At 71.8% G+C, this 24,379-nt stretch carries 15 protein-coding genes; 7 read left to right on the plus strand and 8 right to left on the minus strand.

Annotated features, from left to right (window positions below; genetic code table 11):
- Positions 1–37: 37 nt before the first annotated feature.
- A complete protein-coding gene (locus tag OG714_RS44980) occupies positions 38–2,917 on the minus strand; it encodes an AAA family ATPase (RefSeq protein WP_406129854.1) in 2,880 nt (959 codons plus the stop codon).
- A gap of 335 nt (positions 2,918–3,252) precedes the next feature.
- Between OG714_RS44980 and OG714_RS44985 the strand changes: the two genes are divergently transcribed.
- The 4 genes from OG714_RS44985 (at position 3,253) to OG714_RS45000 (ending at position 9,375) form a co-directional block, all read left to right on the plus strand.
- On the plus strand, positions 3,253–4,941 hold the full coding sequence (locus OG714_RS44985) for a peroxidase family protein (protein ID WP_406129856.1): 1,689 nt from the start codon (positions 3,253–3,255) through the stop codon (positions 4,939–4,941).
- Positions 4,942–5,063: 122 nt separating this feature from the next.
- Complete coding sequence (locus OG714_RS44990; protein ID WP_406129858.1) at positions 5,064–6,992, plus strand: trypsin-like serine peptidase; 1,929 nt, start codon at positions 5,064–5,066, stop codon at positions 6,990–6,992.
- Between the two features lie 70 nt (positions 6,993–7,062).
- Complete coding sequence (locus OG714_RS44995) at positions 7,063–7,497, plus strand: OsmC family protein (RefSeq protein WP_406129860.1); 435 nt, start codon at positions 7,063–7,065, stop codon at positions 7,495–7,497.
- A 207-nt stretch (positions 7,498–7,704) separates the two neighbouring features.
- Positions 7,705–9,375, plus strand: coding sequence for a hypothetical protein (locus OG714_RS45000; RefSeq protein ID WP_406132162.1), 1,671 nt, complete (start codon positions 7,705–7,707; stop codon positions 9,373–9,375).
- Between the two features lie 92 nt (positions 9,376–9,467).
- Here OG714_RS45000 and OG714_RS45005 read toward each other — a convergent pair whose 3' ends face one another.
- The 6 genes from OG714_RS45005 to OG714_RS45030 form a co-directional block, all read right to left on the minus strand.
- Entirely contained in the window at positions 9,468–10,109 is a 642-nt protein-coding gene (locus tag OG714_RS45005) for a cutinase family protein (RefSeq protein ID WP_406129862.1), read from the minus strand.
- Positions 10,110–10,203: 94 nt separating this feature from the next.
- Positions 10,204–11,481 carry a PucR family transcriptional regulator gene (locus OG714_RS45010; RefSeq protein WP_406129863.1) on the minus strand — a complete coding sequence of 426 codons (1,278 nt, stop codon included), beginning with the start codon at positions 11,479–11,481 and terminating at the stop codon, positions 10,204–10,206.
- A 122-nt stretch (positions 11,482–11,603) separates the two neighbouring features.
- Positions 11,604–12,551 (minus strand): alpha/beta hydrolase, encoded by a 948-nt coding sequence (locus OG714_RS45015; protein ID WP_406129865.1) that lies wholly within the window; start codon positions 12,549–12,551, stop codon positions 11,604–11,606.
- A 9-nt stretch (positions 12,552–12,560) separates the two neighbouring features.
- Positions 12,561–16,502, minus strand: a complete 3,942-nt coding sequence (locus OG714_RS45020; protein ID WP_406129866.1) for an acyltransferase domain-containing protein — start codon at positions 16,500–16,502, stop codon at positions 12,561–12,563.
- Complete coding sequence (locus OG714_RS45025; RefSeq protein WP_406129868.1) at positions 16,499–18,241, minus strand: fatty acyl-AMP ligase; 1,743 nt, start codon at positions 18,239–18,241, stop codon at positions 16,499–16,501. The genes OG714_RS45020 and OG714_RS45025 overlap by 4 nt, the downstream gene beginning before the upstream one ends.
- Before the next feature lie 62 nt (positions 18,242–18,303).
- A complete protein-coding gene (locus tag OG714_RS45030; protein ID WP_406129870.1) occupies positions 18,304–19,839 on the minus strand; it encodes an acyl-CoA carboxylase subunit beta in 1,536 nt (511 codons plus the stop codon).
- Between the two features lie 277 nt (positions 19,840–20,116).
- On the opposite strand from OG714_RS45030, the gene OG714_RS45035 reads away from it, so the two are divergent.
- The 3 genes from OG714_RS45035 to OG714_RS45045 all read left to right on the plus strand — a co-directional run bounded on the left by OG714_RS45035 (position 20,117) and on the right by OG714_RS45045 (position 23,188).
- The gene (locus tag OG714_RS45035; RefSeq protein ID WP_406129872.1) at positions 20,117–21,769 is read left to right on the plus strand and encodes a glycosyl hydrolase family 28 protein; all 1,653 of its coding nucleotides are present in this window, start codon (positions 20,117–20,119) and stop codon (positions 21,767–21,769) included.
- 212 nt (positions 21,770–21,981) lie between these two features.
- A complete protein-coding gene (locus OG714_RS45040; protein WP_406129873.1) occupies positions 21,982–22,107 on the plus strand; it encodes a hypothetical protein in 126 nt (41 codons plus the stop codon).
- Positions 22,108–22,156: 49 nt separating this feature from the next.
- On the plus strand, positions 22,157–23,188 hold the full coding sequence (locus OG714_RS45045; protein ID WP_406129875.1) for a LacI family DNA-binding transcriptional regulator: 1,032 nt from the start codon (positions 22,157–22,159) through the stop codon (positions 23,186–23,188).
- Positions 23,189–23,190: 2 nt separating this feature from the next.
- Here the strand turns inward: OG714_RS45045 and OG714_RS45050 are convergent, their stop codons facing one another.
- On the minus strand, positions 23,191–24,360 hold the full coding sequence (locus tag OG714_RS45050; RefSeq protein WP_406129876.1) for a glycoside hydrolase family 76 protein: 1,170 nt from the start codon (positions 24,358–24,360) through the stop codon (positions 23,191–23,193).
- Positions 24,361–24,379 lie beyond the last annotated feature (19 nt).

Consider the following 24,379-nt stretch of genomic DNA (forward strand, 5'->3'; position numbering starts at 1 on the left):
CGCACCGGACGCCGCCGCCCCAACTGCGCGCGCCCCGCTACCCGGTGACCCCGGCACGGGCCAGACAACGCGCCAGGTCCGAGCGGGAACGTACGCCCAACTTGCGGTAGACGCGGGTGAGATGGGCCTCGATCGTCTTGCGGGAGAGGAAGAGCGACGCGGCCGCCTCCACATTGCTGAGACCTTCGCCGATGGCACGCGCCACCTGGAGCTCCTGCGGCGTGAGCAGGGCCACCGGAGGCGGTTCGTCCCCGTGGACGGCGGAGCGGTGTCCGGTCGCCGCGACCTCCGCCTCGGCCCGGACCGCCCACGGAACAGCGCCCAGCGCGGTGAACGTCCGCTGTGCGAGCAGCAGCGGCTCCCGTGCCGCGGACGGCCGCCGGAACCGGCGCAGCACCTCTCCCGCGACGAGCCGGGTCCGCGCCGCCTCGAAGGCCATCTCCTTGTCGGCATGGACGCGTTCCGCGACGGCCAGCCAGTCGGCGGCCTCCTCGGCGGACCCCGCGAGCATCACCCGGCATCGGGCGTGAGCGGCCGCCGGCCACGCCAGACCGGTCGCCGTGTCGCGCTCCCGCAGCCACTCCGCGACGGCCACGGCACTCTCCCGCGCCCCCGTGCGCAGACAGGCCTCGGCGAGGTCGGCCACCCACGGCATGAGGGTGGGATTGACCAGCCCCACCTCGTCGGCCAGCGCGAACGCGGCCTCCAGGTGCGTACGCGCCGCTTCGGCGTCACCGGCGGCGAAGGCGGACGTACCGAGCGCACCGCGGGCGAACAGGGCCAGGCCGCGCAGTCGGCTGCCGCACCACTGCTCGTACTGCGCCACCCGCTTCCGGCAGTCCGCGAAGTCGCCGTGCAGGGCGTCCAGCCGCGCGAGCTGGATCAGGGCGTAGCCCGTCATCGCCAGATGCCCGAACTCCTCCGCCCAGCGCAGCGCCTCGGTGGCGTCCGCGCGAGCCATCGGCCAGCGGGACCACATCTCCACCTGGCACCGCGCCAACAGGGCGTACGGCAGGAGGGCCGGGGCGTTGTCGCGTCGTACTTCCTCGATCACCGTGTCCAGCACGCGGCGGGCGAGGTCCCCGTCGCCGGTCCAGGACAGGCCCTGCGCGATCTCCATCGTCGTCTGACGTTCCTCGGGGCCAGTCAGGCCGCGCGTCTCGGCCAGCAGCGCGAGCAGAGTGGTACGGCCCGCGCTCACGTCGCCGCCCAGAACCTCCGCCCGGGCGTGCATGACGGCGGCCTGCCGACGAGGGGCGCCGCGCATGCCGTCCGCCAGCGCCTCGCAGCGTGCGGCGATGTCGCACGCGTCGCGTATCCGCCCGTCCATCGTCGCCGGCACCACCGCGGCCCCGTACAGCTGAGAGGCGCGTGCGCGGTCCACCGACTCCACCGTCCGGGCGGCGCCGACCAGCAGCTGGTGCGCGCGGCCCGGATCCCCGAGCCAGGTGCAGGCCTGGCCGCGCAGGAACTCGATGTCCGCGGTGAGCAACGGATCCTGACTGTGCGTCAGGGCCTGTTCGCACCACTCGGCGGCATCGCGCGTCGTACCGCCGTAGAACGCGTCGTGCGCGGCTTCGAAGAGCCGGCGGGCCGCGTCCGCGGGGTCCGGAGACAGTTCGGCGGCACGGCGCCAGGCGGGCGCGGCGGCCGCCAACGCCCCACGCTGGCGCGCCTGTCGGGCGTCGGACACCAGGCGGGCGGCGACCGACTCGTCCGGACCGGGCGCGGCGGCGGCCAGGTACCAGGTCTGCAGTTCGCCCGAGCTGAGGGTGGCCAGCCGCCGGTAGACCTCCAGCCGCCGGACCGTGGCGCACTGCCCCAGCACCACCGGCCGCAGCACGGGATGCCGCAGCTCGCAGGCGCCGTCCCGCATACGGACCAGCCCGGCCGCCTCGGCCGCGTCCAGATCGGCGGTCGTGAGTCCGTCGAACGCCAACACCCTTTGCAGCAGGGGCCATTGCGGGGCTCGGCCGGCGGCGACGTACACCAGCGCCTTCCGGCTGCGCGGCGGCAGCATGCGCAGCTGTCCGCGCCACGCCCGCTCCACCAGCGGCCCGGGCGCCTCCCACGAGTCGTCCCACGGCTCGGTCCCGCAGGCACGGGTCCGGGCGAGCGCCGCCGCGTACTCCACCAGGACCAGGGGGTTGCCGTTCGCCAGCCGCACGATCCGGTCCGCCGCCCGGTCCGCCCGGTCGAGCGCCTGCCGCCGCAGCAGCGTCCAGCACTCGTCGTCCGACAGCGGCCCCAGCGTGGTGTGCGGCACGCTCTCCTGGATCCCGTCCTCCTGCCGCCCCCGGCGTGCCGCCATGATCAGGGCCACTCGCTCCGTGGCCAGCCGCCGGGCCACGAACTGCAGGACCTGGCGCGAGGAAGGATCGGCCCAGTGCAGGTCGTCGACGAGGACCAGCAGCGGCCACGACTCCCCGGCGGCGGCCAGCACGCCGAGCGCGCCCGCGCACACCGCGTACGGGTTCGACTCGGCCACGTCCGTGAGCGCGAGACAGCCCTCGACGGCACTGCGCTGGGCCGGCGGCAGCTCACCGAACTGACGGCGGAGCGGCAGCAGCACATCGGCGAGCACCGCGTACGGCAGGACGGCCTCCGACTCCACTCCGCGGGCCCAGAGCACCCGGGCACCCTGGCAGCGGGCGGCCGCGTGGCGCAGCACCATGCTCTTGCCGATCCCCGGCTCACCGCTCAGCAGCAGGGCGCCGCCCCGCCGGGGCAGGGCGTCCACCAAGCCGTCCACCAGGTCTCGTTCGGCGCGCCGGCCGACGAGGGCGGCGGGTCCAGGTACGGACGTCACCTCGTCGGGCGCGGCGGGAGCCACGACGCAGTACGCCCCGTGCCCACCCGAGTCCTCCGGTACGTGGACCGGATCGTATGTCGCGCCGCCCGGCGGCACGCTGGTCATCGCTGTTTCTTCCATGACGCCCCCGTACAGCTGCCGCTCCATTGCGGCGTTCCGTCATGCCTCCAGGGTGCCCCCGGGAGGGTGATCGGCGTCAGGGGTCGGGACGGTCCTACGACGGTCTCCGTACGGTGAGGTTCGCGCGGTGGGTCCATGACGCGTAGGCCCGGCCGGGTGTGTCCGGGGCCGCCGACCCGACAGGTGGCGTAGGTGTTCCGGCGGGGGAGCCGCTCACAACGCGGGAGGGCATGTCCCGGGCGGAGGCAGGGAGTTCCCCGAAGCCGTGCTGCGGGCGTTCGGGAATGCTCGCGTGCTCCTAGACCTGAAGGGGGCACGGGATGGCCGAGCAGGGACAGTTCCGGCGAGTGATCACGAACCTCACGCACGGCGGACACGCGATCCTCGACACCGCGGACAACGCGGAGACGACCGCGAAGACCGAGGAAAGCCTGAGCATGCGCAGCACGGTGGTCCAGGAGTCCACCGGCGTGGCGGCGCACGTGGGTACCACCGCCTTCGACTACTTGTTCCCCGACCTCGCGGAAGAGTTCCCGGACCGGCACCTGCCGGACGACGACGTCTCCAAGGTCGTCGCGGCCCTGCTCGCACTGGGCTCGGCGATGGTGGAGACCGCGGACGAGGTGGCTGCCCCGCAGTTCAACTCGCCGATCCCGCCGGTCTACACCTACTGGGGCCAGTTCACCGACCACGATCTGACGGCCGCGACCGACCGTGACCTGGTGATCAGCATCACCGATCCGAACCTCCGGCCCGTGCGGCCGCAAGACGTGGTCGAGAAGCTGGAGAACCTGCGCATCCCGGCGCTGAACCTCGACTCGGTCTACGGCGACGGACCGTTCGCGGCACCGGTGGCGGGCAAGGACGCCGTCCCCTACGACGGCGTCAAGTTCCGGCTGGGCCTGCTCAGCCCGGTGCCCGTCACCGTGGGCGCGCTGATCCCCCCGGTCGCCGACACCCAACGGGACCTGCCGCGCAAGGCCGACCGCACCCCGCTCGTCGGCGACACCCGCAACGACGAGAACCTCGTGGTGGCCCAACTGCACGTGGCGTTCCTGCGGTTCCACAACGCGGCGGTCGACTGGGTGCGCGACAACGAGCCCGAGTTCGAGTCGGACGCCGAGGTCTTCCGCCGGGCCCGGGACCTCACCCGGTGGACCTACCAGTGGTTGTGCGTGCACGACTATCTGCGCACCGTGGCCCGCCCCGATGTCGTCGACCTCGTGGACACCGCGGAGGGGAACCTGCTCGACCTGGACCGGCGCGGCACCTACATGCCGGTCGAGTTCTCGGTGGCGGCCTTCCGCTTCGGTCACAGCATGGTGCGCGGCGGCTACGACTGGAACCGCAACTTCGGCCGCCCGGGCGACCGGGCCCCCGCCTCCAGCCTGATCCAGCTCTTCCAGTTCACCGGCAAGGGCGGCTTCGTCGGCACCCTGACGACACTCCCGTCGAACTGGCCGGCGGAGTGGGACCGGATGGTCGACAAGAACAGCCAGTTCGCCAACCGCTTCGCGCGACTCATCGACACCAGGATCGCGCCACCGCTCGCCGACCTGCTCAACGAGGGCAACGACCCGAACCAGGCCGACCAGATCAGGAAACTGCTCAAGCAACTCGCCCAGCGCAACCTCCTGCGCGGCTACGTCCTCGCCGCTCCCACCGGACAGGCTGTGGCCGAGGCGCTCGACGTCGAACCCCTCACCCGCGCGGAACTCGAACAGGGCACCAGCGACGCGGTCAAGGACGCCCTGGAGGCGGCCGGCCTGTTCGACAGGACCCCCCTCTGGTTCTACGTGCTGAAGGAGGCCGAAGTACGCGAGCAGGGCCGGCGGCTCGGCGAGGTCGGCAGCCGCATCGTCGCCGAGACCATCATCGGCCAGATCCGCAAGGACCCCGGTTCGTACGTCAACCGGACGAGCTGGAGCCCCGCGCAGGGCGTCCTGCTCCCGAACGGCCGGCCGGTGCGCACGATCGCGGACTTCCTCCGGTTCGCCGGCGTCCTCTGACCCGCCGACACCCCTCCGGGCCGCACCCCCGCGCCCCCGCCGATCCGTGTCGGCGGGGGCACGTGTGCACTGTAGGGAGTTCCCCGAAGCGCCGTGCTCCCCGCGCGCCGGACCATGCGCGCATGGACCTACGACAGCAGCAGCGGAACATGGTGGAGCGCTACCGGGAGACGGTGGACCAGCGCGAGAACATCCGGCGACGGCAGCTGGAGACCGGCACGCCCTTCGCGGGCGGCAGCACGGAACAACTGCGCGCCCGCGCCGAGCGGTTGGTGAGCAAACGCGAGGTCGACCCGGGGGAACTGGCGCCGGTGCCGTCCGACGAAGGGCCGGTGCGTCCCGCTGTCGTCCTTGAGCGGATCCTCGGCGCCGCGAACGAGCTGCAGAGCGTCAACTTCCTTGCCCGCGGCGCACGTGCGGCCCGCGCGGTCGCCCGCGTCTCCATCATCCAGGGCGGAGAGCGGGCCGGGTTCGGCACCGGTTTCCTCGTGGGGGAGCGGCTGCTGCTCACCAACAACCATGTGCTGCCCGACGTGGCGACGGCGACGGGGTCCTTCGCGGACTTCGACTTCGAGTCCGACGCCGACGGTGTGCCCAAACCGGTCGACTCCTACGACCTGGCCCCGGACGTCCTGTTCGTCACGGACCCCGCGCTCGACTACACGCTCGTCGCGGTCGCGGCCGGCCCCGACGGGAAGCGGCCGGGCGCGGTGCACGGCTGGCTGAAGCTCATCGCCCAACAGGGGAAGATCGTCATCGGCGAGCCGGTGAACATCGTCGGCCACCCCGCCGCGCGGCTGAAGGAGGTCGCGGTCCGCGCCAACGAACTGCTCAACCAGCTGCCGCAGTTCCTGCACTACCGCACGGACACCGAGCCCGGAAACTCCGGCTCGCCCGTGTTCAACGACCAGTGGGAGGTCGTCGCGCTGCACCACGCGGGCGTACCCGACCCCGGCGGCGCGGGCTGGATCGCCAACGAGGGGGCCCGGGTCAGCGCCATCCTGCGGCACCTCGCCGCGGCCCCGCTGCCACCGGAACAGCAGGCACTGCTCGCCGAGTTGGGCCCACAGGCGGCGCCGGCCGGGGCGGCGCCCGTCGTAGTCATGCCGATCGAGAACCGCCCTCCAGGAGCTCAAGAACGGCGGGGCGTCACCGGGCGGATCGCCGCCGGCCGACGGCGCGTGGTGTTCCTGCACGGCCGCGGTCAGCAGGGCCACAACCCCGCCCAACTGCGCGCCGGTTGGTGCCGGGGTCTGGCCGTCGGGCTGGCGGCCGCGGGCCTTCCCCCACTGGACGACGCCGACGTCTGGTTCCCCTTCTACGGCGACGCGTTGGCCGCCGCGACGGCCACCCGTGAGAGTGCCGACCTCGATACGGCGACGACCACGGCCGAGGCGTACGTGCCGGCCGACTCCGGCGCCCGCACGGTGTACGCCGCGCTGATCGCCGAATCCGCCGAGGCCGCCGGGATGCCCGAGCCGGAGCAACAGCCCGCGGCCGCGCGGGAGTCGGGCCTGCTCGGCGGGGCGGTCGCCGCACTGCAACGGCCGTTGTCCTGGATCGCGGCGCGCAGCGGGCTCGACGACGTCGTCATCGCGGCGGTGTTCCGCGACGTCGCGGCCTACCTCGGCGACAAGTCGGTACGCGACGCCGTGCTGGAGGCGGTGCTGGCCGGGCTGCCCGAGGACGGCGAGACCGTGCTGGTCAGCCACAGCCTCGGTACCGTCGTCGCGCTCGACCTGTGCACCGTGCTGCCCGACGGGATCTCGGTACCCCTGTTGGTGACGGCCGGCAGCCCGCTCGGACTGGACGCCGTGTACAAGCGACTGCTCGCCCGCGGACCGGTCAGGCCCGCTCAGGTGGACGGGTGGACCAACGCGTGGGCGGCGGGGGACGCCGTCGCCATCGGCTGCCCGCTCGGCGACACCTGGCCGCGGGTTCACGACGTGCTCTGCGCCAATCGGAAGGACTCGGCGCACGACATCGCGCAGTACCTGTCGCACGCCCCGATCGCGGCCGAGATCGGCCGCGCCTGGCCGACCGTCGGCTGAGGGTGCGCTTCCAGGGATCATCTCCGTGGCCTCGGACGATCCGGTCGGGGTCTCTGGAAGGATCCCCACCATGAGCGACAATCCCCTGCGCCAAGTCACCGTCGACCGCACCGCCCCCGGCCGCTTCACCGCGACCAACACCCGTGGCGGCACGATCGAATTCGGTACCGCCGTCGGCGGCGGTACCGAGTTCACCCCCGTCGAGCTGCTGCTCGCCGCGATCGGCGGCTGCACCGCGGCCGACGTCGACGTGGCCACCACGCGGCACGCGGAGCCGGACGGGTTCACCGTCACCGTGACCGGAAACAAGGTCAGCGACGACCTCGGCAACCGGATGACCGACCTGGCGGTCACCTTCGCCGTGACCTTCCCAGAGGGGGAGGCCGGGGACCGGGCCCGCGCGATCCTGCCCCGGGCGGTCACCGTTTCGCACGACCGGCTGTGCACGGTCAGCCGCACGGTGGAGACCGGCACGCCCGTCACCGCGACGATCAAGGACGCCTGACCGCACGCCGTTGTCCGCGAGGTTCGCCGCGATGTTCTCTGCGAGCAGGTGACAAGGGTGCGGCCGTGAGCTGCGTTCTTGTGAGCACCGCCTGATCCCGTGGCCCGACCGTCCTACGGTCCGGCCATGAACACGAGTCGCAGCAAAGGAAGTTCGCGGCGCGGAGCCGCGGGCACAGGACGTACGTGGCGCGGTGCCGCGCTCGCGGTGTTGTTGACCGCGGGCGCGCTCACCGCCGCCGCTCCGCAGGCCCAGGGCGACGGTGCGCGCACCGAGACCCCGGTGGCGTCGACGCACCCCGCCGACGGTGTAGTCGAGTCGTTGGTGCGGGTCAAAGTGCCGTTACCGCAGTCGTTCGGCGCCCGTCCGGCAACGTGCGACTGGCTGTCGTATCTGCGCTACCGCGCCGCCGACGGCCCGAGCGCGTCGGCCGACGCCGACCGGATCCTCGTGGCGCAGCCGGGCATCCTGGAGGGCGCAGGTGCCTTCGACAGCGTCGCCCGCGACAGCGTCGCCCAAGCCGCCGCGCGGGGACGGCACATCGAGTTCTGGGCCCTGGACCGGCGCTCCAACTGCCTTGAGGATCCCACCGGTATCGCCTCCGGCGACCAGCACACGGCCGTCGACTACTACTACCGGGGCAAGGCCGTCGGCGGCCGGACCTTCGCCGGGTTCGTCGGCAACGACCAGCTCGGCTGGATGGCCAAGCTCGGCATCGAACAGACCGTGCGCGACGAATACGACCTGCTCGTCGCCGAGTTGCCCGACCAGGGGCTGCGCAAGAGCAAGGTGCTGTGCGGCGGGCACTCGCTCGGCGGCGTCATCACCGGGTACTTCGCGGCGGCCGACTTCGACGGCAACCCCGCGACCACGGCGGACGCCGGGCAGAACCAGTGCGCCGGGTACTTCGCCCTCGACACGACGATCTCCACCGACCTGTCGGACCTGAATGGCAGCATCCCGGACGACACCAACCTGCCTGACATCGGGCTGGGTTACGGCGTCGTACAGGCAGGGCTCGACAGCGGCGTGCTGTCCCGGTCGCTGTCCGCGCCCGTGCTGCTCAACCCCGAGACGATGACCCTGCTCGCCATCGCCGGCCTGGGCGCCGTACAGAACCCGAATGGCGAGGCGGACCTGCCGTCCTACCTCCCCTCCAACGTCAACATCGAGGCCACGAACCGCTTCCTGTTCTCCAAGGACGCGGCCACGTTCCTCACCGGCTCACCGGCGGTGAAGGACTTCCGGCTCACCAACGACGCCGTGCTCGGGTCACTCATGGACGACAACTCCGTACCCCTCGCGTTCCTGCAGAGCAGCGTCGGCTTCTTCGACGGTGGGCCGATCACTGACAAGAACTTCCCCGTCGCCAACGGGAGTTCGGACCAGTCGCAGCTCGTCGGTGTCGAGTACAAGGCGATTCCCGCGCAACCCCACGGGCCGCTCTACACCTGGCGCGATTACGACCGTGTCGGCGCCGCCGACGACCCCGGGTACCGGTCGGCCGACGGCACCCCGTTCACCAACGCCTCCAAGGAGGTCACCGACATCCACGAGCTGGCCCGCAGCATGGGGGAGCAGCCGCTGGACTTCACCGAGCAGTACTTCCCGACCAAGCTGGTCACCGACATCGAGCTGGCCACCTCGCCGCAGGTGAAGCGACTCATCGTGCACCCGGGCGGGTTGACGGCCAACCCGACGCTCACCGTCCTCGCCGGCGACGGGCTCCTCGCGGGTCACGTCCCGGCCGACCTGCACCCCGTGATCGCCCCCGGCTATCAGCACCTCGACGTACTGACCGCGGCACCCGTCCAGAACGACGGCCGCCCCGAGGTCGTCTCCAGCAGCCTCGCGGCATTCGCTGCATCACCCAAGTAATCGCCCAAGTAGCCGTTCCCGCACGGCCGTTCCAGAACGCGACGAGGACCGGGAGGATCAACTCCCGGTCCTCATCGGTGCGTTGCTACGGCTCAGACCTTGCCCGCGGCGAACGTGGCCGCCGCGGCGGCGTCGGAGGTGTAGCCGAGGTGGGCGAGGACGTCGGTTCCGCCGTTCTGGCAGATGGGGTCACCGTTGGCACAGAAGTCGATGGTGCGGCTCTGGTAGGTGCCGGTGACGCTCTTGCCGAGGGCCCGGATCGGATTGCCGAACAGCAGCACGGCGGCGACCTTCGGCTCCACCGCGGCGGGGATGGTCGCCACGATCGGGCTGCCGACCACCGCGCCGTCGCTGCTGATTCCGATGGAGTTGTCGACGACGTTCGCGCCCTGCGAATAGCCGACGAGAATGAAACGCTGATTGGGGCAGGCCGCCGCTTGTGCCTTGACGTGGTTCACCACATCGGCGTTTCCCGTCGCGGCGGACGTCAGGGAAAGGTCGGCGGGATAGTTCACCGCGTAGCTGGAAAGGCTCTTGCCGGTGATTTTCTGCTGGAGCGCGGAGAACACCGGGTCGCCGACGATCAGGCCGAGTGTGCCCGGCTCGAAGGTGCCGCGCGCCGCCACGACGTCGAGGTCCGAGCAGGTGGCGGCCGATGCGGCGGGTGCGGAGAAAGCGGTGAGCCCGGCCCCGCCGACCAGCGAGAGTGCGGCCAGGCATAAGCGAATACGCATGGGAATCCTTTGAGGGTGGGGCGCCTGCGGCGCCTGTGGAAAGGACTGCCCCGAAGGTATTCGCGTTCCCGTACCCGGTGTTATGGACGGGAATTCAGAAACTCTCTCTGTTTTTGTCGCCCCGTGAGTCGCGGTCGCCACCTCGTGAGTCGCGGTCACCCTCCCGCAAATCCGCTGCACGCAGCGCGAGGATCAGGTCCAGACGAGTTCCGGGATCGTGCAGGGACGCGCCGAAGAGTTTCTCCAGCTGACGCAGGCGATAGCGGACCGTCTGCGGGTGGATGTGGAGCCGGGCGGCGACATCGGGCACGTTGCTGCCGCTGAGCAGCCAGGCGAGCAACGTCTCGGCCAGCCGCGGGCGTTGACCCTCCGACGCGGCGTCGAGCGGCGCCAGGGCCCGTAACTCCAGCTGGGCCAGCAGCGGTTCGTCGCTGTGCAGCAACAGCGTCGACAGATGGTCGGCGCACAGCACCACGCCCTGCCGGGGCAGCACCCCGCGGCCCATCAGCCCCAGCGCCCGCGTGGCCCAGTGCAGGGACCGCGCGGCCTCCACGACCGGGACCGTGGGACCGATCGCCGCCGGACGGCCGCCCAGGCCGAGGACGAACGACCGCCCGCCGAACCGGCCGTAGCCCTCCGGGTCCGGCACCAGCACGCGCGGCGGCCGTGACTCCATGTCGGCCAGCGCGCCCGGCATCGCCGGCGGCCGGTCCTCCGCACGCGGGTCCGCGGGGCCCGCCAGCGCGATGACGGCGACCTGCGAAGGCACCCGCCACCGCGCGCCGTGCGCCAGGTCCTGCAACGCCTCCGGCGACACCGGCCCCTCGCCCAAAAGGAGTTCGAGCAGCCGTCTGCGCCGCCGCTCCACCTCGTCCGTGCTGCGCGACTGCGCCTCCGCGTACCCGGCGGCGGCCGCCTCCGCGACCTCGTGCACGGTCCGGAACGCCAGCTCCCCGAGCGCGGCCACCACCGCCGAGTCCAGGCCGAGTTCCTCCGCCGTACGGCCCATCAGCCGCCAGGCGTGGAGCCCGCCCACGCGGATCGCCGACTGAAGCGCCTCCAGGCTGCGGCCCTCCAGGGCCTCACCGCGCCCGAGTTCCGCGTAGTACGCCGCCGCCATCGCGGCGTTCTGGCCGTGCGGGTCCGCGATGTGGTCGACGAACAGCGTGAGCGCCTGCACCACGCCGGACCTGAGGTTCTCGCGGTACGTCCCGTCGGCCGGCCGCGCGTACTCGGGGACATGTCTGCGGACCACCTCCTCCACCTCGTCGGAGACGGCGCCGAGTTGGGCGCGCAACAGTTCGGCCAGGTCGGGCGGAACCGATGCGGTTCCGGGCTCGGTGGGTACTCCGCGCGGGGTGGGGACAGCCACGACGGACACTCCTTTCCCCCGGAGGCGGCTCGCCCACGGACTGTTGCCCGTGGGACGAGGGGGACGTCCCGTGTTGGACGGCCGTCCCCTGCGCTCCGTTCCGTGCCCCGGCTGCACCGACATCACTCCGGCAGCCCCAGCGCACCGGCGAGCATCGGCCACGAGGTGGTGAACTCCCCTTTCCAGTAGGCCCAGCTGTGTCCTCCCCCCGAGTAGAAGTGCGCGGTGACCGGAATGCCGAGCAGGGCCAGAATGCCGGTGAAACTGTGCGCGGAGGGCCACAGCAGACTCTCCAGCGCCTCGGGCAGCCAGTCGCCCGAACCCCCGGCCACACCACTGCCGTTGGACACGTACAAGGGTGTCCCGCGCAGTCCGCCGGCCTGGGCGCGCGGATTGGCGGCCCGCCAAGTCAGCAGGTCCAGCAGGGGGTTGCCCCAGAGGGTGCGGGGTGCCAGGTTCTCGCGGGCCACGATGGCGTCCACGAGCGAGGGCATCCCGGGGGCCGTGGTGTCGAGGATGCCGCTGTAGGACGCGGCGGCGGTGAACGCGCCCGGGTGCCGGGCCGCGTGCGCCATCGCGCCGTAGCCTCCGGTGGACACGCCGGCGACGGCCCGCACCCCGGACGCCCGGTAGTCGCGGGCCAACAGCGCCGGAACCTCCTGGAGTTGGAAGGTCTCGTAGTCGGGCCCGTCGTGCCACGCGCTGGGGATGCCGGTGGGCCCCGCGTCCGGCATCGCCACGATCAGGTCCCGGCCCTCGGTGAACGCCTCGATGTCCGTCTCCCGCGTCCACGACGTGTAGTCGTCGTGCGCCCCGTGCAGCAGATACAGCACGGGATACGTCCGACCGGGCTGCGCGTCGAAGTCCGACGGCAGGATCAGCCGCACCGGCGCGCTGCGGCCCAGCGCGGGCGAGGACACGGACACGTCGAAGGTGCGCGCCGAGATCTGCGTCGCGGCCCGAGCACGTCCGACGGCGGCCGTGGCACCGAACAGAACGGCCAGTCCCGTGGCCGCCGTTGCTCTCGTGACGGCTCGTCGGGAGATTCCGGTGGGGTGGTGGTGCTGCATGGCGGCTCCTCAGTCCGGTTCGGCGGGTCCGCCGGGGGTGGCGAGCGCCCGCCGCAGATGGGCGGCGATCTCGTCGACGTACGGCGGGTCGAGCAAGGACAGGTGATGCCCCGTCACCGGTACGACCGTCAGGCGCGGGCACACCTCGTCCCAGCCGAGCGCGTCGTCGTCCCGTTCGTACGCCGGGTCACGCACGGTGTGCGGAGCCGGTTCGGTGGCCCGGTACAGCACCACCCGCCCCTCGTACCGGCCCGGTTGATGCGCCTCGCCGATCCTCAGGTCGAGGTAGGAGGCACGCTGGTGCTCCAACGCGGCGGGCGGCACCCGCACGGCCCCGCGCAGGGTGCGCAGCACGCGGTCGATGCGCTCGTGGTCGTCGTCCAGCGCCACGAGTTCGTCGTAGGGCAGGGGGAGTTGGACGCCGTAGGTGTCGGCGATGTGCTGCGCGAAGCCCGTGAGATGCGCGCGGATGCGGTCGGCGGGTGCGCGGTCGGGCTGGGGGAGGGGCCGTACGGAGTCGATGAGCACGACGAGTTCGACATCCCGCCCGGCGGCGGTGAGTTGGCGTGCCGTCTCCTGGGCGACGAATCCGCCGAAGGACCAGCCGGCAAGCGCACAGGGCCCGTCGGGATGGGCGGCGGTGATCGCCTCGACGTAGCGGCGGGCCTTCTCGGACACGGTGGGGGCGTCCTCGATCCGGTCCAGTCCGTGCACCGCCCGTTCCTCACCGAGGCGTTCGGCGAGGGCGCGGTAGACGTCGGTGGTTCCGCCGGCGGCGTGGAAGAGGAAGAGCGGAGGGAGAGGGGACGGCGTGCCGGTCAACTGACCGATCCGGTCCGCCAGTTCGGCGACCGTGGCGGCGTCGAACAGATCGCGCAGGTGCAGCTCGACGCCGAAGTCGCCTTCCAGGGCGGTACGGATACGGACGGCCATGAGGGAGTCCAGGCCGAGGTCGGTCAGCGCCGTGGTGGAGGTGATGCGGGCCGCCGGGTGGCCGGTGACGGTGGCGATGTGGTGGCCGAGGCGGGCGGTGATCGGGTCTTCGGCGGCCGGGGCGGGCTCGGCCCACCGGTGTGTGGCGGTCGTGGTTACGGGAGTTCGGCCGTCGGTCCACCAGTACCGGACGTGCCGCCAGCGCGGTGCCGGGAGGTCGATGACCCGGCCGCGCGGCAGCGGCAGGTCCAGTCCCGCCGCGTACAGGGCCCCCAACTCCGAGAGGAACGCGGCGGATCCGTCCGCGTCGCGGCGCAGCGTGCCCACGGTGAGCGCGCCGGGCACGTTGTCGGCGATCGACCTGGCCAGGACCGGATGCGGCGAGATCTCCACGAAGGCGGTGTGGCCGTCCGCCGCGGCGGCGGCGAGGGCACGGTCCAGGCGCACCGGCCGACGCAGGTTGGCGGCCCAGTGGCCCGCGTCGAACGCGCAGGCGCCGCGCGGGTCGTCGAGGACGGTGGAGTAGACGGGGATGCGGGGCGGTCGGCCACCGATGTCCACGAGGGCCTCGGCCAGTTCCGGCAACAGCGGGTCCACCTGGGGCGAATGCCCGGCACCGACGACCCGCATGACCCGGGCGGCCCGCCCTCGCTCCTCCAGCCGGCGCACCAGCCGGGCGACCGCCATCTCGTCACCTGCGACGACCTTCTGCCGGGGCGAGGAGTGGACGGCTACCTGAACCCCGGGGAAGTCCCGTTCCAGGGAGCGCAGTTCACCGTCTTCCAGGTCCACGACGGCCATCGCGCCCCCGTGCAGCCGCCCCAGCAGCCGCGCCCGTACGGCGACGACCCGGGCCGCGTCCGCCACGTCCAGCGCGCCCGCGCAGACGGCGGCGGCCACCTCGCCCAGAGAGTGGCCGATCACGGCGACCGGTTCGACGCCGTACGAGCGCCACAGCTCGGCGAGTGCCAACTGGAGTCCGAACAGGACGGGTTGGGAGATGTCGAGTCGGTCGAGATCCCCGGCGGCGGCCAGGTGCTCGTGGAGGGAGAAGCCGAACACGTCGGAGACCTGTGCGTCGAGCTTCTCCACGGCGGCGGCGAAAGCCGGTTCCTCCAGAAGCAGTTGGCGCCCCATGCCGGTCCACTGGCTGCCGTACCCGGAGAACACCCATACCGGACCGCGCCCGACGAGTTCACGGTCACCGGTCACCACGCGCGCATCCGGGCCGCCACCCTCCGCCAACGCGCCCAGCGCATCGGCCAGTTCGCCCCTGTCGCGCGCTACGACCGCGGCGCGCACGGGACCGCGCCCGACCCGTCCCGCGAGCGTGCGCGCCACGTCGGCGGGGCGGGCGGCGCTGCCCTCGGGCGTACGGAGCCACGTGGCGAGGCGGGACGCGGTGTCCCGGACCCGCTCGGTGCCGACGTCGGAGAGGAGATGGAGACGGGCGGCTGGCTCGTCGACCGGGAGGACGGCGGGCAGCCATTCCTCCAGTACGGCATGGGCGTTGGTGCCGCCGAACCCGAAGCCGGAGACGCCGGCGGTGGCCGTACCGCCGTAACGGGGCCATGGTTCGGGCTCGTTGACGACACGGAGCCGTGCGTCGTCGAGGGTGTTGCCGTGCAGCGAGGGTGGGACCAGGTCGTGGTGGAGGGCGAGGACCGTCTTCACCAGGCCGGTGATGCCGGCCGCGGACTCCAGGTGCCCGAGGTTCCCCTTCACCGAGCCGAGCAGCAACGGCTGTTCGGGGTCACGTCCCGTGCCCAGCACCGTGCCGAGCGCGCCCGCCTCGATGGGGTCGCCGAGCGGGGTGCCGGTGCCGTGCGCCTCGACGTAGTCGATGTGGGCCGGGGTGAACCCGGCCTGCGTGTACGCGGTCGTCAACAGGGCTTGCTGGGCTGCCGGGTTGGGGGCGAGGAGACCGTTGGAACGGCCGTCGGAGTTGACGGCGGTGGCGCGGATGACCGCGAGGACCCGGTCGCCGTCCCGTTCCGCGTCGGACAGCCGCTTCAGCAGCACCGCCGCGCACCCCTCGCCGCGTCCGATGCCGTCGGCCGCCGTGGAGAAGGGCTTGCAGCGGCCGTCCGGGGCGAGGGCGCCCGCCCGCTCGAAGGCGACGCCGACGACGGGGGAGAGGAGGACGTTGACTCCGGCGGCGATCGCGGTGTCGGTCTCGCCGGTGCGGAGGCTGACGCAGGCCTGGTGCACGGCGACGAGGGAGGACGAACAGGCCGTGTCCACGGCCATGTTGGGCCCGCGGGTGTCCAGGACGTAGGCCAGTCGGCCCGCCGTCACGCTGAGCGCCGCGCCCGCCGGGGCCCATGGGTCGACGGCGTTCGCGTCGGCGCCGGTGAGCTGTCCGTACTCCGGGGCCGAGACGCCGACGTAGATGCCGGTGGCCGTGCCCGCGAGGGCGGTGGCGGGGACGGCGGCGTGGTCGAGGGTCTCGCGGACGACCTCCAGGAGGATGCGCTGCTGGGGATCCATCACCGCGGCCTCGCGCGGAGTGATGCGGAAGAAGTCGGCGTCGAACCCGGCTACGTCGTCCAAGTAACCCCCGTACAGGGGGGTTTCGGGCGGCGGGAACGCCGTGAAGTCGGCCGATCTGTCCTCGGGTACGCGTCTGATCGCGTCGACGCCGTCGATGAGCAGTTGCCAGTAGTCGGCCGGACCGCGCACCCCGCCCGGCAGTCGGCAGCCGACGCCGATGACCGCCACGGGCTCGCCCGGAGCCGGTGCAACAGGGGCCTCCCGCGCGGCAGTTCGCGTGGCCGTACCGCACACCCGGTCCACCAGCGCGTCCACGGTCGGCGCCTCCCACAGCAGGGTCGCCGGCAATTCGTGGCCCGTCAGCGAGGACAACTCGCCCGCCAGCACGACCGCCTCCCGCGAGGACATGCCGAGATCGGCCAGGGGGCGGTCCAACGGGACTTCGTCGACCGGGGTGTTGCTCCACTCGGCGACCCGTTCCGCGATGCGACGGCGCAGCAGCGTTCTCGTGTCGGCGGCCGTCATACCGCGGTCTCCGCCGCGTAGGCGCCCTCCAGATAGCGGGTGCGGGTCAGGGACCGGGACACCTTGCCGCTGGAGGTGCGGGGCACGGTGCCCGGTGCGACGAGGACGACATCGGCGAGCCGCAGCCCGTGCCGGGCGGAGACGGCCGCGCGTACGGCACGTGTCAGGGCCGGCACGTCGATGCCGGCGAGGCTGGTGGTACGCGCGTGTTCGGCGACGACCACCACCTGTTCACCCGCGCCGCCCGGCACGCCGAACGCGGCGAGCCGGTCGCGTCGTACGGCCTGATGCGCGTCCTGGGCGGTGGCCTCCACGTCCTGCGGGTAGTGGTTGCGGCCGTCGACGACGATGAGGTCCTTGAGCCGGCCGGTGACGATCAACTGTCCCTCCAGGACGGTCCCGAGGTCGCCGGTGCGCAGCCAACTGCCCGGTGCGTCCTCACCGAGCGCGGCGCCGAAGACGCGCTCGGTCTGCGCCGAGTTGTTCCAGTAGCCGCGCCCCACGTTGGGCCCCTGCACCCAGATCTCCCCGACCTCCCCCTCGGCCAGCACGGCGTGGGCGACCGGATCGACGATGCGCACCCGCTGCCCGACCGGCGTTCCGCAGCCCGCCAGTAGCACGGCCCGGGGGTCGTCGGGCCGTGCGGGCAGAGCCTTCCCGGCGGCGAGCGCGTCCCGGTCGAGGGCGAACCGGCCGAGCGGGCTGCCGGGCCGGGCGGCGCTGACGAAGACGGTGGCCTCGGCGAGCCCGTACGACGGACAGTGGACCTCCGCCGTGAGCCCCTGCGCGGCGAACGCGGCCTGGAAACGGTCGGCGGTGCCGGGCCGGACGGGTTCGCTGCCGTTGATCAGCGCGGCGACCCCGTCCAGCCGCAGCCCCTCCTTCTGCGCCCCGGTGACGGCGGAGGCGCAGTAGTCGTAGGCGAAGTTGGGCGCGGCACTCAGCGCCAGCGGATGTGTGGCCAACAGCCTTAGCCAGCGCGCCGGTTCGCGCAGGAACGCGGCCGGGTCCATGAGCACCGACAGCAGACCCCGCACGACCGGGGCCGCGACGCTCAGCACCAGCCCCATGTCGTGGTAGAGCGGCAACCAGCCCACACAGGTCATCGGGTGCGCGTCGGCACCGTAAGCGGCAAGCGCCTGGCGGGCGTTGGCGACGACGTTCGCGTGCGTGATCTCCACGCCGGCCGGAGCGCGCGTGGAGCCGGAGGTGTACTGGAGATAGGCGGTCGCGGCCGGATCCGGCACCGGCGCCTGCCAGTTGAGGGCCGCGGTGTCCGGGACCCGGTCCGCCGCGAGGACCGGCACATGGGCACGCTCGCAGAAGTCCGTCACCTCCGGCAGGGCGCGGCCGGTGGTCAGCACGACCGCCGGACGCGCGTCGCCCAACACCCCGACCAGCCGGTCGCCCTGCCCCGGCAGACCGGGCGGATACAGCGGTACGGCCACCATCCCGGCCGTCAGCGCCGCCAGGAAACCGGTGACGTAGTCCGTACCCTGCGGACACAACAGGGCGACCCGTGACCCGGGTTCGGCCTGGCCGGCGAGCCGGGCGGCCAGTGCCCGTACCCGCAGATCCAGGCGCTGCCAGGTCAGCGTGCGGTGCACGCCACGGGAGTTGGGGGCGGGGTGGTCGACGAACGTGAACGCCCGGCGGTCCGGGGTGAGTTCGGCCCAGTGCCGCACGTACTCGGGCAGAGTCCGGTACGCGGGCGCGAGCGGGGGGCGGCGGCTGTCCATCGGGCGTGACTCCTCACATCGCGGAACAACGCGGTGTCGGCTGGAGAGGGTGAACAGGGCGGTCAGAGCGGGATGTTGCCGTGCCGGCGCTCCGGCATCGGGGCGCGCTTGCCGCGCAGTGCGCGCAGGGCGCGGCCGACGTGGGCGCGCGTGTCGCGCGGGGCGATCACGTCGTCGACGTACCCGCGCTCGGCGGCGAGATACGGCGTCCCGTGCGTGGCCTCGTACGCGGCGACCAGGCCGGCCCGCAGCGCCTCGGGGTCGGCGGCGGCGGCGAGTTCGCGCCGGTGCAGCACGCCCACGGCGCCCTCCGCGCCCATGACGGCGATACGGGCGGTGGGCCAGGCGAGGTTGAGATCGGCGCCGAGGTGCTTGGAACCCATCACCGCGTACCCGCCGCCGTACGCCTTGCGCACCACCACGGTGACCTTCGGGACGGTCGCCTCGGCGTACGCGTAGAGGAGTTTGGCGCCGCGCCGGATGATGCCGCCGCGCTCCTGGCGGACGCCGGAGAGATAGCCGGGGACGTCGGCGAAGGTCAGCAGCGGGATGCCGAACGCGTCGCAGAACCGCACGAACCGCGCCGCCTTCTCGGACGCGTCGATGTCGAGAACACCGGCCGAGTGCAGCGGCTGATTGGCGACGACCCCGACACTCGCCCCCTCGACCCGGGCCAGCGCGCAGATGATGTTCGGCGCGAACAGCTCCTGGACGTGCAGGAGTTCACCGTCGTCGACGACCGCGTGCAGGATGTCCCGCATGTCGTAGGCCTGCCCGAGCCGGTCGGGCACGATCGCGTCGAGCGGCGCCCCGTCGGCGACGGCTCCGGGCGCGTACTCCGGTGGCCGCTCAAGGTTGTTGGCGGGAAGGTACGACAGCAGGTCGCGTACGGTGTCGAGCGCGTCCTCCTCGTCGACGGCCAGGAAGTGGGCGTTGCCGTTCACGGAGTTGCTGGTGCGGGCGCCGCCCAGCTCCTCGGCGGTGGTGCGTTCGCCGGTGACCGCCTCGATGACGTCGGGCCCGGTGACGAACATGTGCGAGGCACCGTCCACCATCACGGTGAAGTCGGTGATCGCGGGGGAGTACGCGGCACCGCCCGCACACGGGCCCAGGACGACGGAGATCTGCGGGATCACCCCGGACGCCTTCACGTTCCGGCGCACCAACTCGGCGTAGAGAGCGAGCGAGTTGACGCCCTCCTGGATGCGGGCGCCGCCGGAGTCGTTCAGGCCGACGACCGGGCAGCCGGTCTTCAGGGCGAGTTCCATCAGGGCCACGGTCTTCTCGCCGAAGGCTTCGCCCATGCTGCCGCCGAAGACCGTGGCGTCCTGCGCGAACACGCAGACCGGCCGTCCGTCCACCGTGCCGTACCCGGTCACGACCCCGTCGCCGTAAGGGCGTTGGGCGCCGTCCCCGATCGCTCTGGCCCGCACGAACCCGCCCGTCTCCGCGAACGAGCCCGTGTCCAGCAGCCGTTCGATGCGTTCCCGCGCGCCGAGAGCGCCCTGTCTTCTCGGTGCGGCGGTCACCACTGCCTGTGCCCGACGGTGTTCCAGGTCGGCGATGCGCGCGGCGGTGCGGTCCGCCGTATCTGTCACTGACGTCAGGGATGTTGTCGCCTCTAGCGTCACAGCCACCTCCGAAGTGGTTCTCGAATATGGCAGCGATTCGGGAGCGGACCGAGGGATCGCCGTTCTGTTTGCGGGAGTTGAGTCCCGGGCGACGGAGGTTCGTCCTGAGGTGACAAGGGAGCGACGGTCGCCCGCCCCGGCACATAGGCGGCTGCGGTCCAGACCATTAGTGTGGGCATGTCACTGGCAACGTTTCCATCCCGTCTTACGCGCCCCCACCGGTGTGACCACAGGAGGACCCCGCATGAGATCGTCGATGAGACGGCCGCTGAACGCGGCCGACGGAACCGAGAACCGCGTACTGCGCCCGCTGGCCCTCGTGTTGACCGCGCTCCTGCTCGGCGTCGCCGCACTCCTCGGAGCCCCACAGTCCGCGCGGGCCGCGGCGGGCACGGTGTCCGCGTACCCGGTCCCGTCCATCTACCCGGCGTCCACCGACTACAAGGTGACGGTCAACGGAACGTCCGTACCCGTCACCAAGTACACCGGGTACGACATCGCCCAACTCGCCCTGGGGACAGGCACGGCCACCGTCTCGGTGACCAAGCTCAACAACACGGACATCGGCGCGTACAGCATCAGCCCGCAGAAGCTGGGCATCACCGGGACCGTCAGCGGCCCGACGCTCACCTTCACCGTCCAGAACGACGAGTACCTGATCGTCAAGCTCGACGGCCGCCCCAACCTGGTCATCGCCGCCGACCCGGCCGAGACCACCCGCCCGGCGACCAGCGGCACAGGCATCTTCAACGTGCAGAGCGCGCCCTACTCGGCCCAGCCGAACACCGGCGCCTACACCACAACCGCCTTTCAGAACGCCCTCAACGACGCCGCCGCGTACGGCTCCGCGAACGGCACCCAGGGCATCGTGTACGTCCCGGCCGGCGTCTACACCCTCGGCAACCTCTACCTGCGCAGCAACCTCGCGTTCTACCTCGCCCCCGGCGCGGTCCTCCGCTACACGGGCGAGGCCAGCCACTATGTGGTGACCGGACACAAGACCTCACAGGGCCGCGACCTCACCTGGTTCATCTCCACCCGGTACTCCTCGACGAACATCAAGATCTACGGCCGCGGCATCATCGACGGCAACGGCCAGGCCGCGCTCGCACCCTCCAACCTCGGCGTGAACCTCCTCGCCCCGATCTACACGACCGGCTTCACGGTCGACGGCATCACCTTCCGGGAGTCCAGCAGTTGGGCGGTCATCCCGCTGCGCTCCTCGGACCTGACCTTCCGCGACATCAAGATGTTCAACAGGTTCGACATGGGCGAGAACGACGGCATCGACGTCATGGAGTCCACGAACGTCACCGTCGACCACGCGATCGGCATCGGCCTCGACGACCCGTTCAGCACCAAGACCTGGCCCGACGCCGCCGACATCTACAAGAGCGTCCCCGGCACCGCCCGCCCGCTGGACAACGTCACCTTCAACGACCTTGTCTCCTGGACCTATTGCTACGGCGTCAAGGTCGGCCAGGGCGTCTACGAGTCGCAGAACAAGGTCACCTTCCAGCACGTCGTCGTCTACGACGCGGCCGTGGGCATCGGCGTCCACCACAAGTACGGCACGGCGAGCGCGACGAACCTCAAGTTCGACGACATCGACATCGAACGCCTCAGCTTCAAGAACGACGACAACCGGACCTGGCTGGCCATGCAGACCGGCAGCACGGCGGGCACCGGCCCCATCACCGGCGTCACGATCTCCAACGTCCGCGTCCGCAACGCCGGTACGACCGCCGCACGCATCAACGGCCTTCCCGGCGCACCCATTTCGGGCGTGGCCCTGAACCACATCGTGATGCCCGGAAGCACGACCGGCGCGACCACCCTGGGCCAGCTCAACCTCACCAACCTGTCGGACTATGGCAGCCTGACCATCACTCCCTGAGCCCAGACAGCCAGGGGCGTCGCTCCCCAGCGTCCGGCCCGGTCGTGGACGAGGGTCTCCGGGCCGGACCCCCAGCGGCGAGGTGCGGTGGTGGCGAGCCAGTGCGGGGCACGCAGTCCACGTCCACGGTGAACAACCTGTTGTCCTGGGCCAGTCGGAAGGCGAGCGTGTTCACACCCATTCGCCGGGTCCGCTCCCCACTCCGTCCGGACGTGTCGGCACCACACCGCTGCACCCGCACCTACTTCGGGGCGCTCGACAAGGCCGGTCAGACGAGCGTCGCGGAACAGTTGGCGTCCCGGGCCGAGCGGCGGGCCGGGACCCGATACGTATCCTGAGGGCGGTCCCGGCCCCCGGTACGCGATGGAAGGTTGGTCTTCAACTCACGTGAGCAGTCGTCCCCCGCACCGCCAGAGCACCAGGCCCACGATGCGCGACGTCGCGGAGCGGGCGGGAGTCGCCGTCGTCACCGTCTCCCGCGTCGTCAACGGCATCGGCGCGGTCCGCGAGGAGACGGCCGAGCGCGTGAACGCGGCGATCACCGCGATCGGTTACCAGCGCAACGAGATCGCCCGCTCGCTGCGCCCCGGCCAGAACTCCATGACCATCGGGCTGTTGCTGGGCGACCTCACCAACCCGTTCTACGCCTCCCTCGCCAAGGCAGCCGTGGAAGTCGCCAACGAGGCGGGCTACGCGGTCCTGTTGAGCACCGCCGACGAGGACCCCGAGGTCGAGCGCCGGGCCGTGGGTGAGCTGATCGGCCGCCGGGTCGCCGGGCTCATCATCGTCCCCGACCAGGGCGACCACGCCTTCCTCAACGAGATCAACGGCCACGACCACGTGCCGATCGTCTTCGTGGACCGGCCGGCCACCGGCGCCGAGGCCGATGTCGTCCTGGTCGACAACGAGGACGGCGGACACAAGGCCACCCAGCACCTCGTCGACCAGGGCCACCGCCGTATCGCGATCCTCGTCGCGCCCTCGTACTACAGCACCGGCCGCCGACTGCGCGGCTACCGCAAGGCGTTGCGCCGCAGCGGCATCGAGCCCGACAACAACCTGGTCGTCACCCTGCGCCGCGGCACGACGGAGGAAGCCGAGTGCGCCACCCGCGCCCTGCTCACCTCCGCGAACCCGCCCACCGCGGTCTTCTCCACCACGGGCTTCCTCACCGAGGGCGTGCTGCGGGCCTGCCGTGACCTTCAAGTCTCCGTAGCCGTCGTGGGGTTCGACGACTTCAAGCTCGCCGACATGCTCCCCACCCCGGTCACCGTCGTCACCTCCGACACCGAGGAACTCGGCCGCCGCGCCGCCCACATCCTGCTGGACCGCATCGACGGCGACGACAGCCCCTCCCACCGGACCGTCCTCCCGGTGCAGCTGATCGCACGCGGGACCGGGGAGATCGGACACCCGTAACGTCAGTACAGCGTCAGCCACTTGGCGCGCGGCCAGGCGAGCACGGCGTAGATCTGCGCGAGACCGGCCTGCTGGATCGCCTGGGTGCCACCGGCCGTGTCGAAGTGCACTAGGCCGGTGGCGGGATCGCGCATCGTGTCCCACACCTGGTCGGCGTAGTCGGCCATCGCCCGGTGGTAGGTGTCCTTCCCGGTCACCGACTCCAGGAGCAGCAGGTTCTTGAAGAAGATCGAGTTGAAGAACACGGGCTGCGTGAACAGCCGCCCCTGCGTGACGTAGTAGGCGTACGCGGCGGCGGCAACTCGCTCAGCCTGGCGCAGATAGGCGCGGTCCCGGGTGACCTCGTACAACAGGACGGCGACGCCGACCGGCACGCCCTGGTTGTAGGACCAGATGGTCTTCTCGATCGTCCCCTGCAAGTCAAGGTGGTCCCAGTACAGGCCGCTTGGGCTCTGGAGATGCGTGTTCGTCCAGTCGTAGAAGCGCTTCGCCCCGTCGAGGTAGTCGGCCTCGCCGGTGATCTGGTGCAGACGCAGGGCGAGTTGGGCGCCGGGCATGTTCGAGACGGTGTTGCGGTCGTGGCTCCAGTCGGCCTGCGTCCAGAAGACCCCGCCCGGCGCGGCATGACTGCCGTCGGTGTCCCAACCGGACGTGACCAGGGCGGAGATCTCCTTCGCGCGGGCCAGTGCGGCGGTGTCCCCGGTCTGCAGATACCGCTGGACCTTCGCCAGCCCGACCCATTCGTTGTCGTCGTAGAACATGTCCCCGCCCGCGCCGTACGGCGCGACCGGGTAGGAGGCGTAGCCGGGCAGCTTGGTCGTCCCGCCGCCCGCGTTCCAGAAGTGCTCCTGCGCCGCCGCCCGCCGGGTCAGCTCCGGTTCGAACTCCGGGTCCATGACGGTGAGATCGAGCGCGGCGATGTGCACCTGCGAGAAGGGCCATTCGTACGAGTACGGGTTGTCGCCGGCCGCCGCCGGAATCTGCTCGCGGACCAGCCCAGAGCCGTCGGTCGCGTCGAAGTGTCTTCTCAGCGCGGCGTACACGGACGTGGCGCGGGACAACGCCCGTGCGGAGCTTGGGCGTTCGGCCGCGACCGCGGGTGTGGCGACCGTCGCCGTCAGGGCGGCCAGGCCGGAACCGATCATCACTCGCCGGGAAGGACGCACGGACATGGGGCCTCCAAGGTCCAAG

Origin of the sequence: Streptomyces sp. NBC_00989 (genome assembly GCF_045162655.1) — a bacterium.
Taxonomy (GTDB): domain Bacteria; phylum Actinomycetota; class Actinomycetes; order Streptomycetales; family Streptomycetaceae; genus Streptomyces.

What these genes read in the sequence shown, in the direction of transcription:
- OG714_RS45005 (WP_406129862.1), bottom strand. Translation starts at nt 10,109, where the DNA reads ATGCGTATTCGCTTATGCCTGGCCGCACTCTCGCTGGTCGGCGGGGCC.
- OG714_RS44995 (WP_406129860.1), top strand. Translation starts at nt 7,063, where the DNA reads ATGAGCGACAATCCCCTGCGCCAAGTCACCGTCGACCGCACCGCCCCC.
- OG714_RS44985 (WP_406129856.1), top strand. Translation starts at nt 3,253, where the DNA reads ATGGCCGAGCAGGGACAGTTCCGGCGAGTGATCACGAACCTCACGCAC.
- OG714_RS45025 (WP_406129868.1), bottom strand. Translation starts at nt 18,241, where the DNA reads ATGGACAGCCGCCGCCCCCCGCTCGCGCCCGCGTACCGGACTCTGCCC.
- OG714_RS45035 (WP_406129872.1), top strand. Translation starts at nt 20,117, where the DNA reads ATGAGATCGTCGATGAGACGGCCGCTGAACGCGGCCGACGGAACCGAG.
- OG714_RS44980 (WP_406129854.1), bottom strand. Translation starts at nt 2,917, where the DNA reads ATGACCAGCGTGCCGCCGGGCGGCGCGACATACGATCCGGTCCACGTA.
- OG714_RS44990 (WP_406129858.1), top strand. Translation starts at nt 5,064, where the DNA reads ATGGACCTACGACAGCAGCAGCGGAACATGGTGGAGCGCTACCGGGAG.
- OG714_RS45015 (WP_406129865.1), bottom strand. Translation starts at nt 12,551, where the DNA reads ATGCAGCACCACCACCCCACCGGAATCTCCCGACGAGCCGTCACGAGA.
- OG714_RS45050 (WP_406129876.1), bottom strand. Translation starts at nt 24,360, where the DNA reads ATGTCCGTGCGTCCTTCCCGGCGAGTGATGATCGGTTCCGGCCTGGCC.
- OG714_RS45020 (WP_406129866.1), bottom strand. Translation starts at nt 16,502, where the DNA reads ATGACGGCCGCCGACACGAGAACGCTGCTGCGCCGTCGCATCGCGGAA.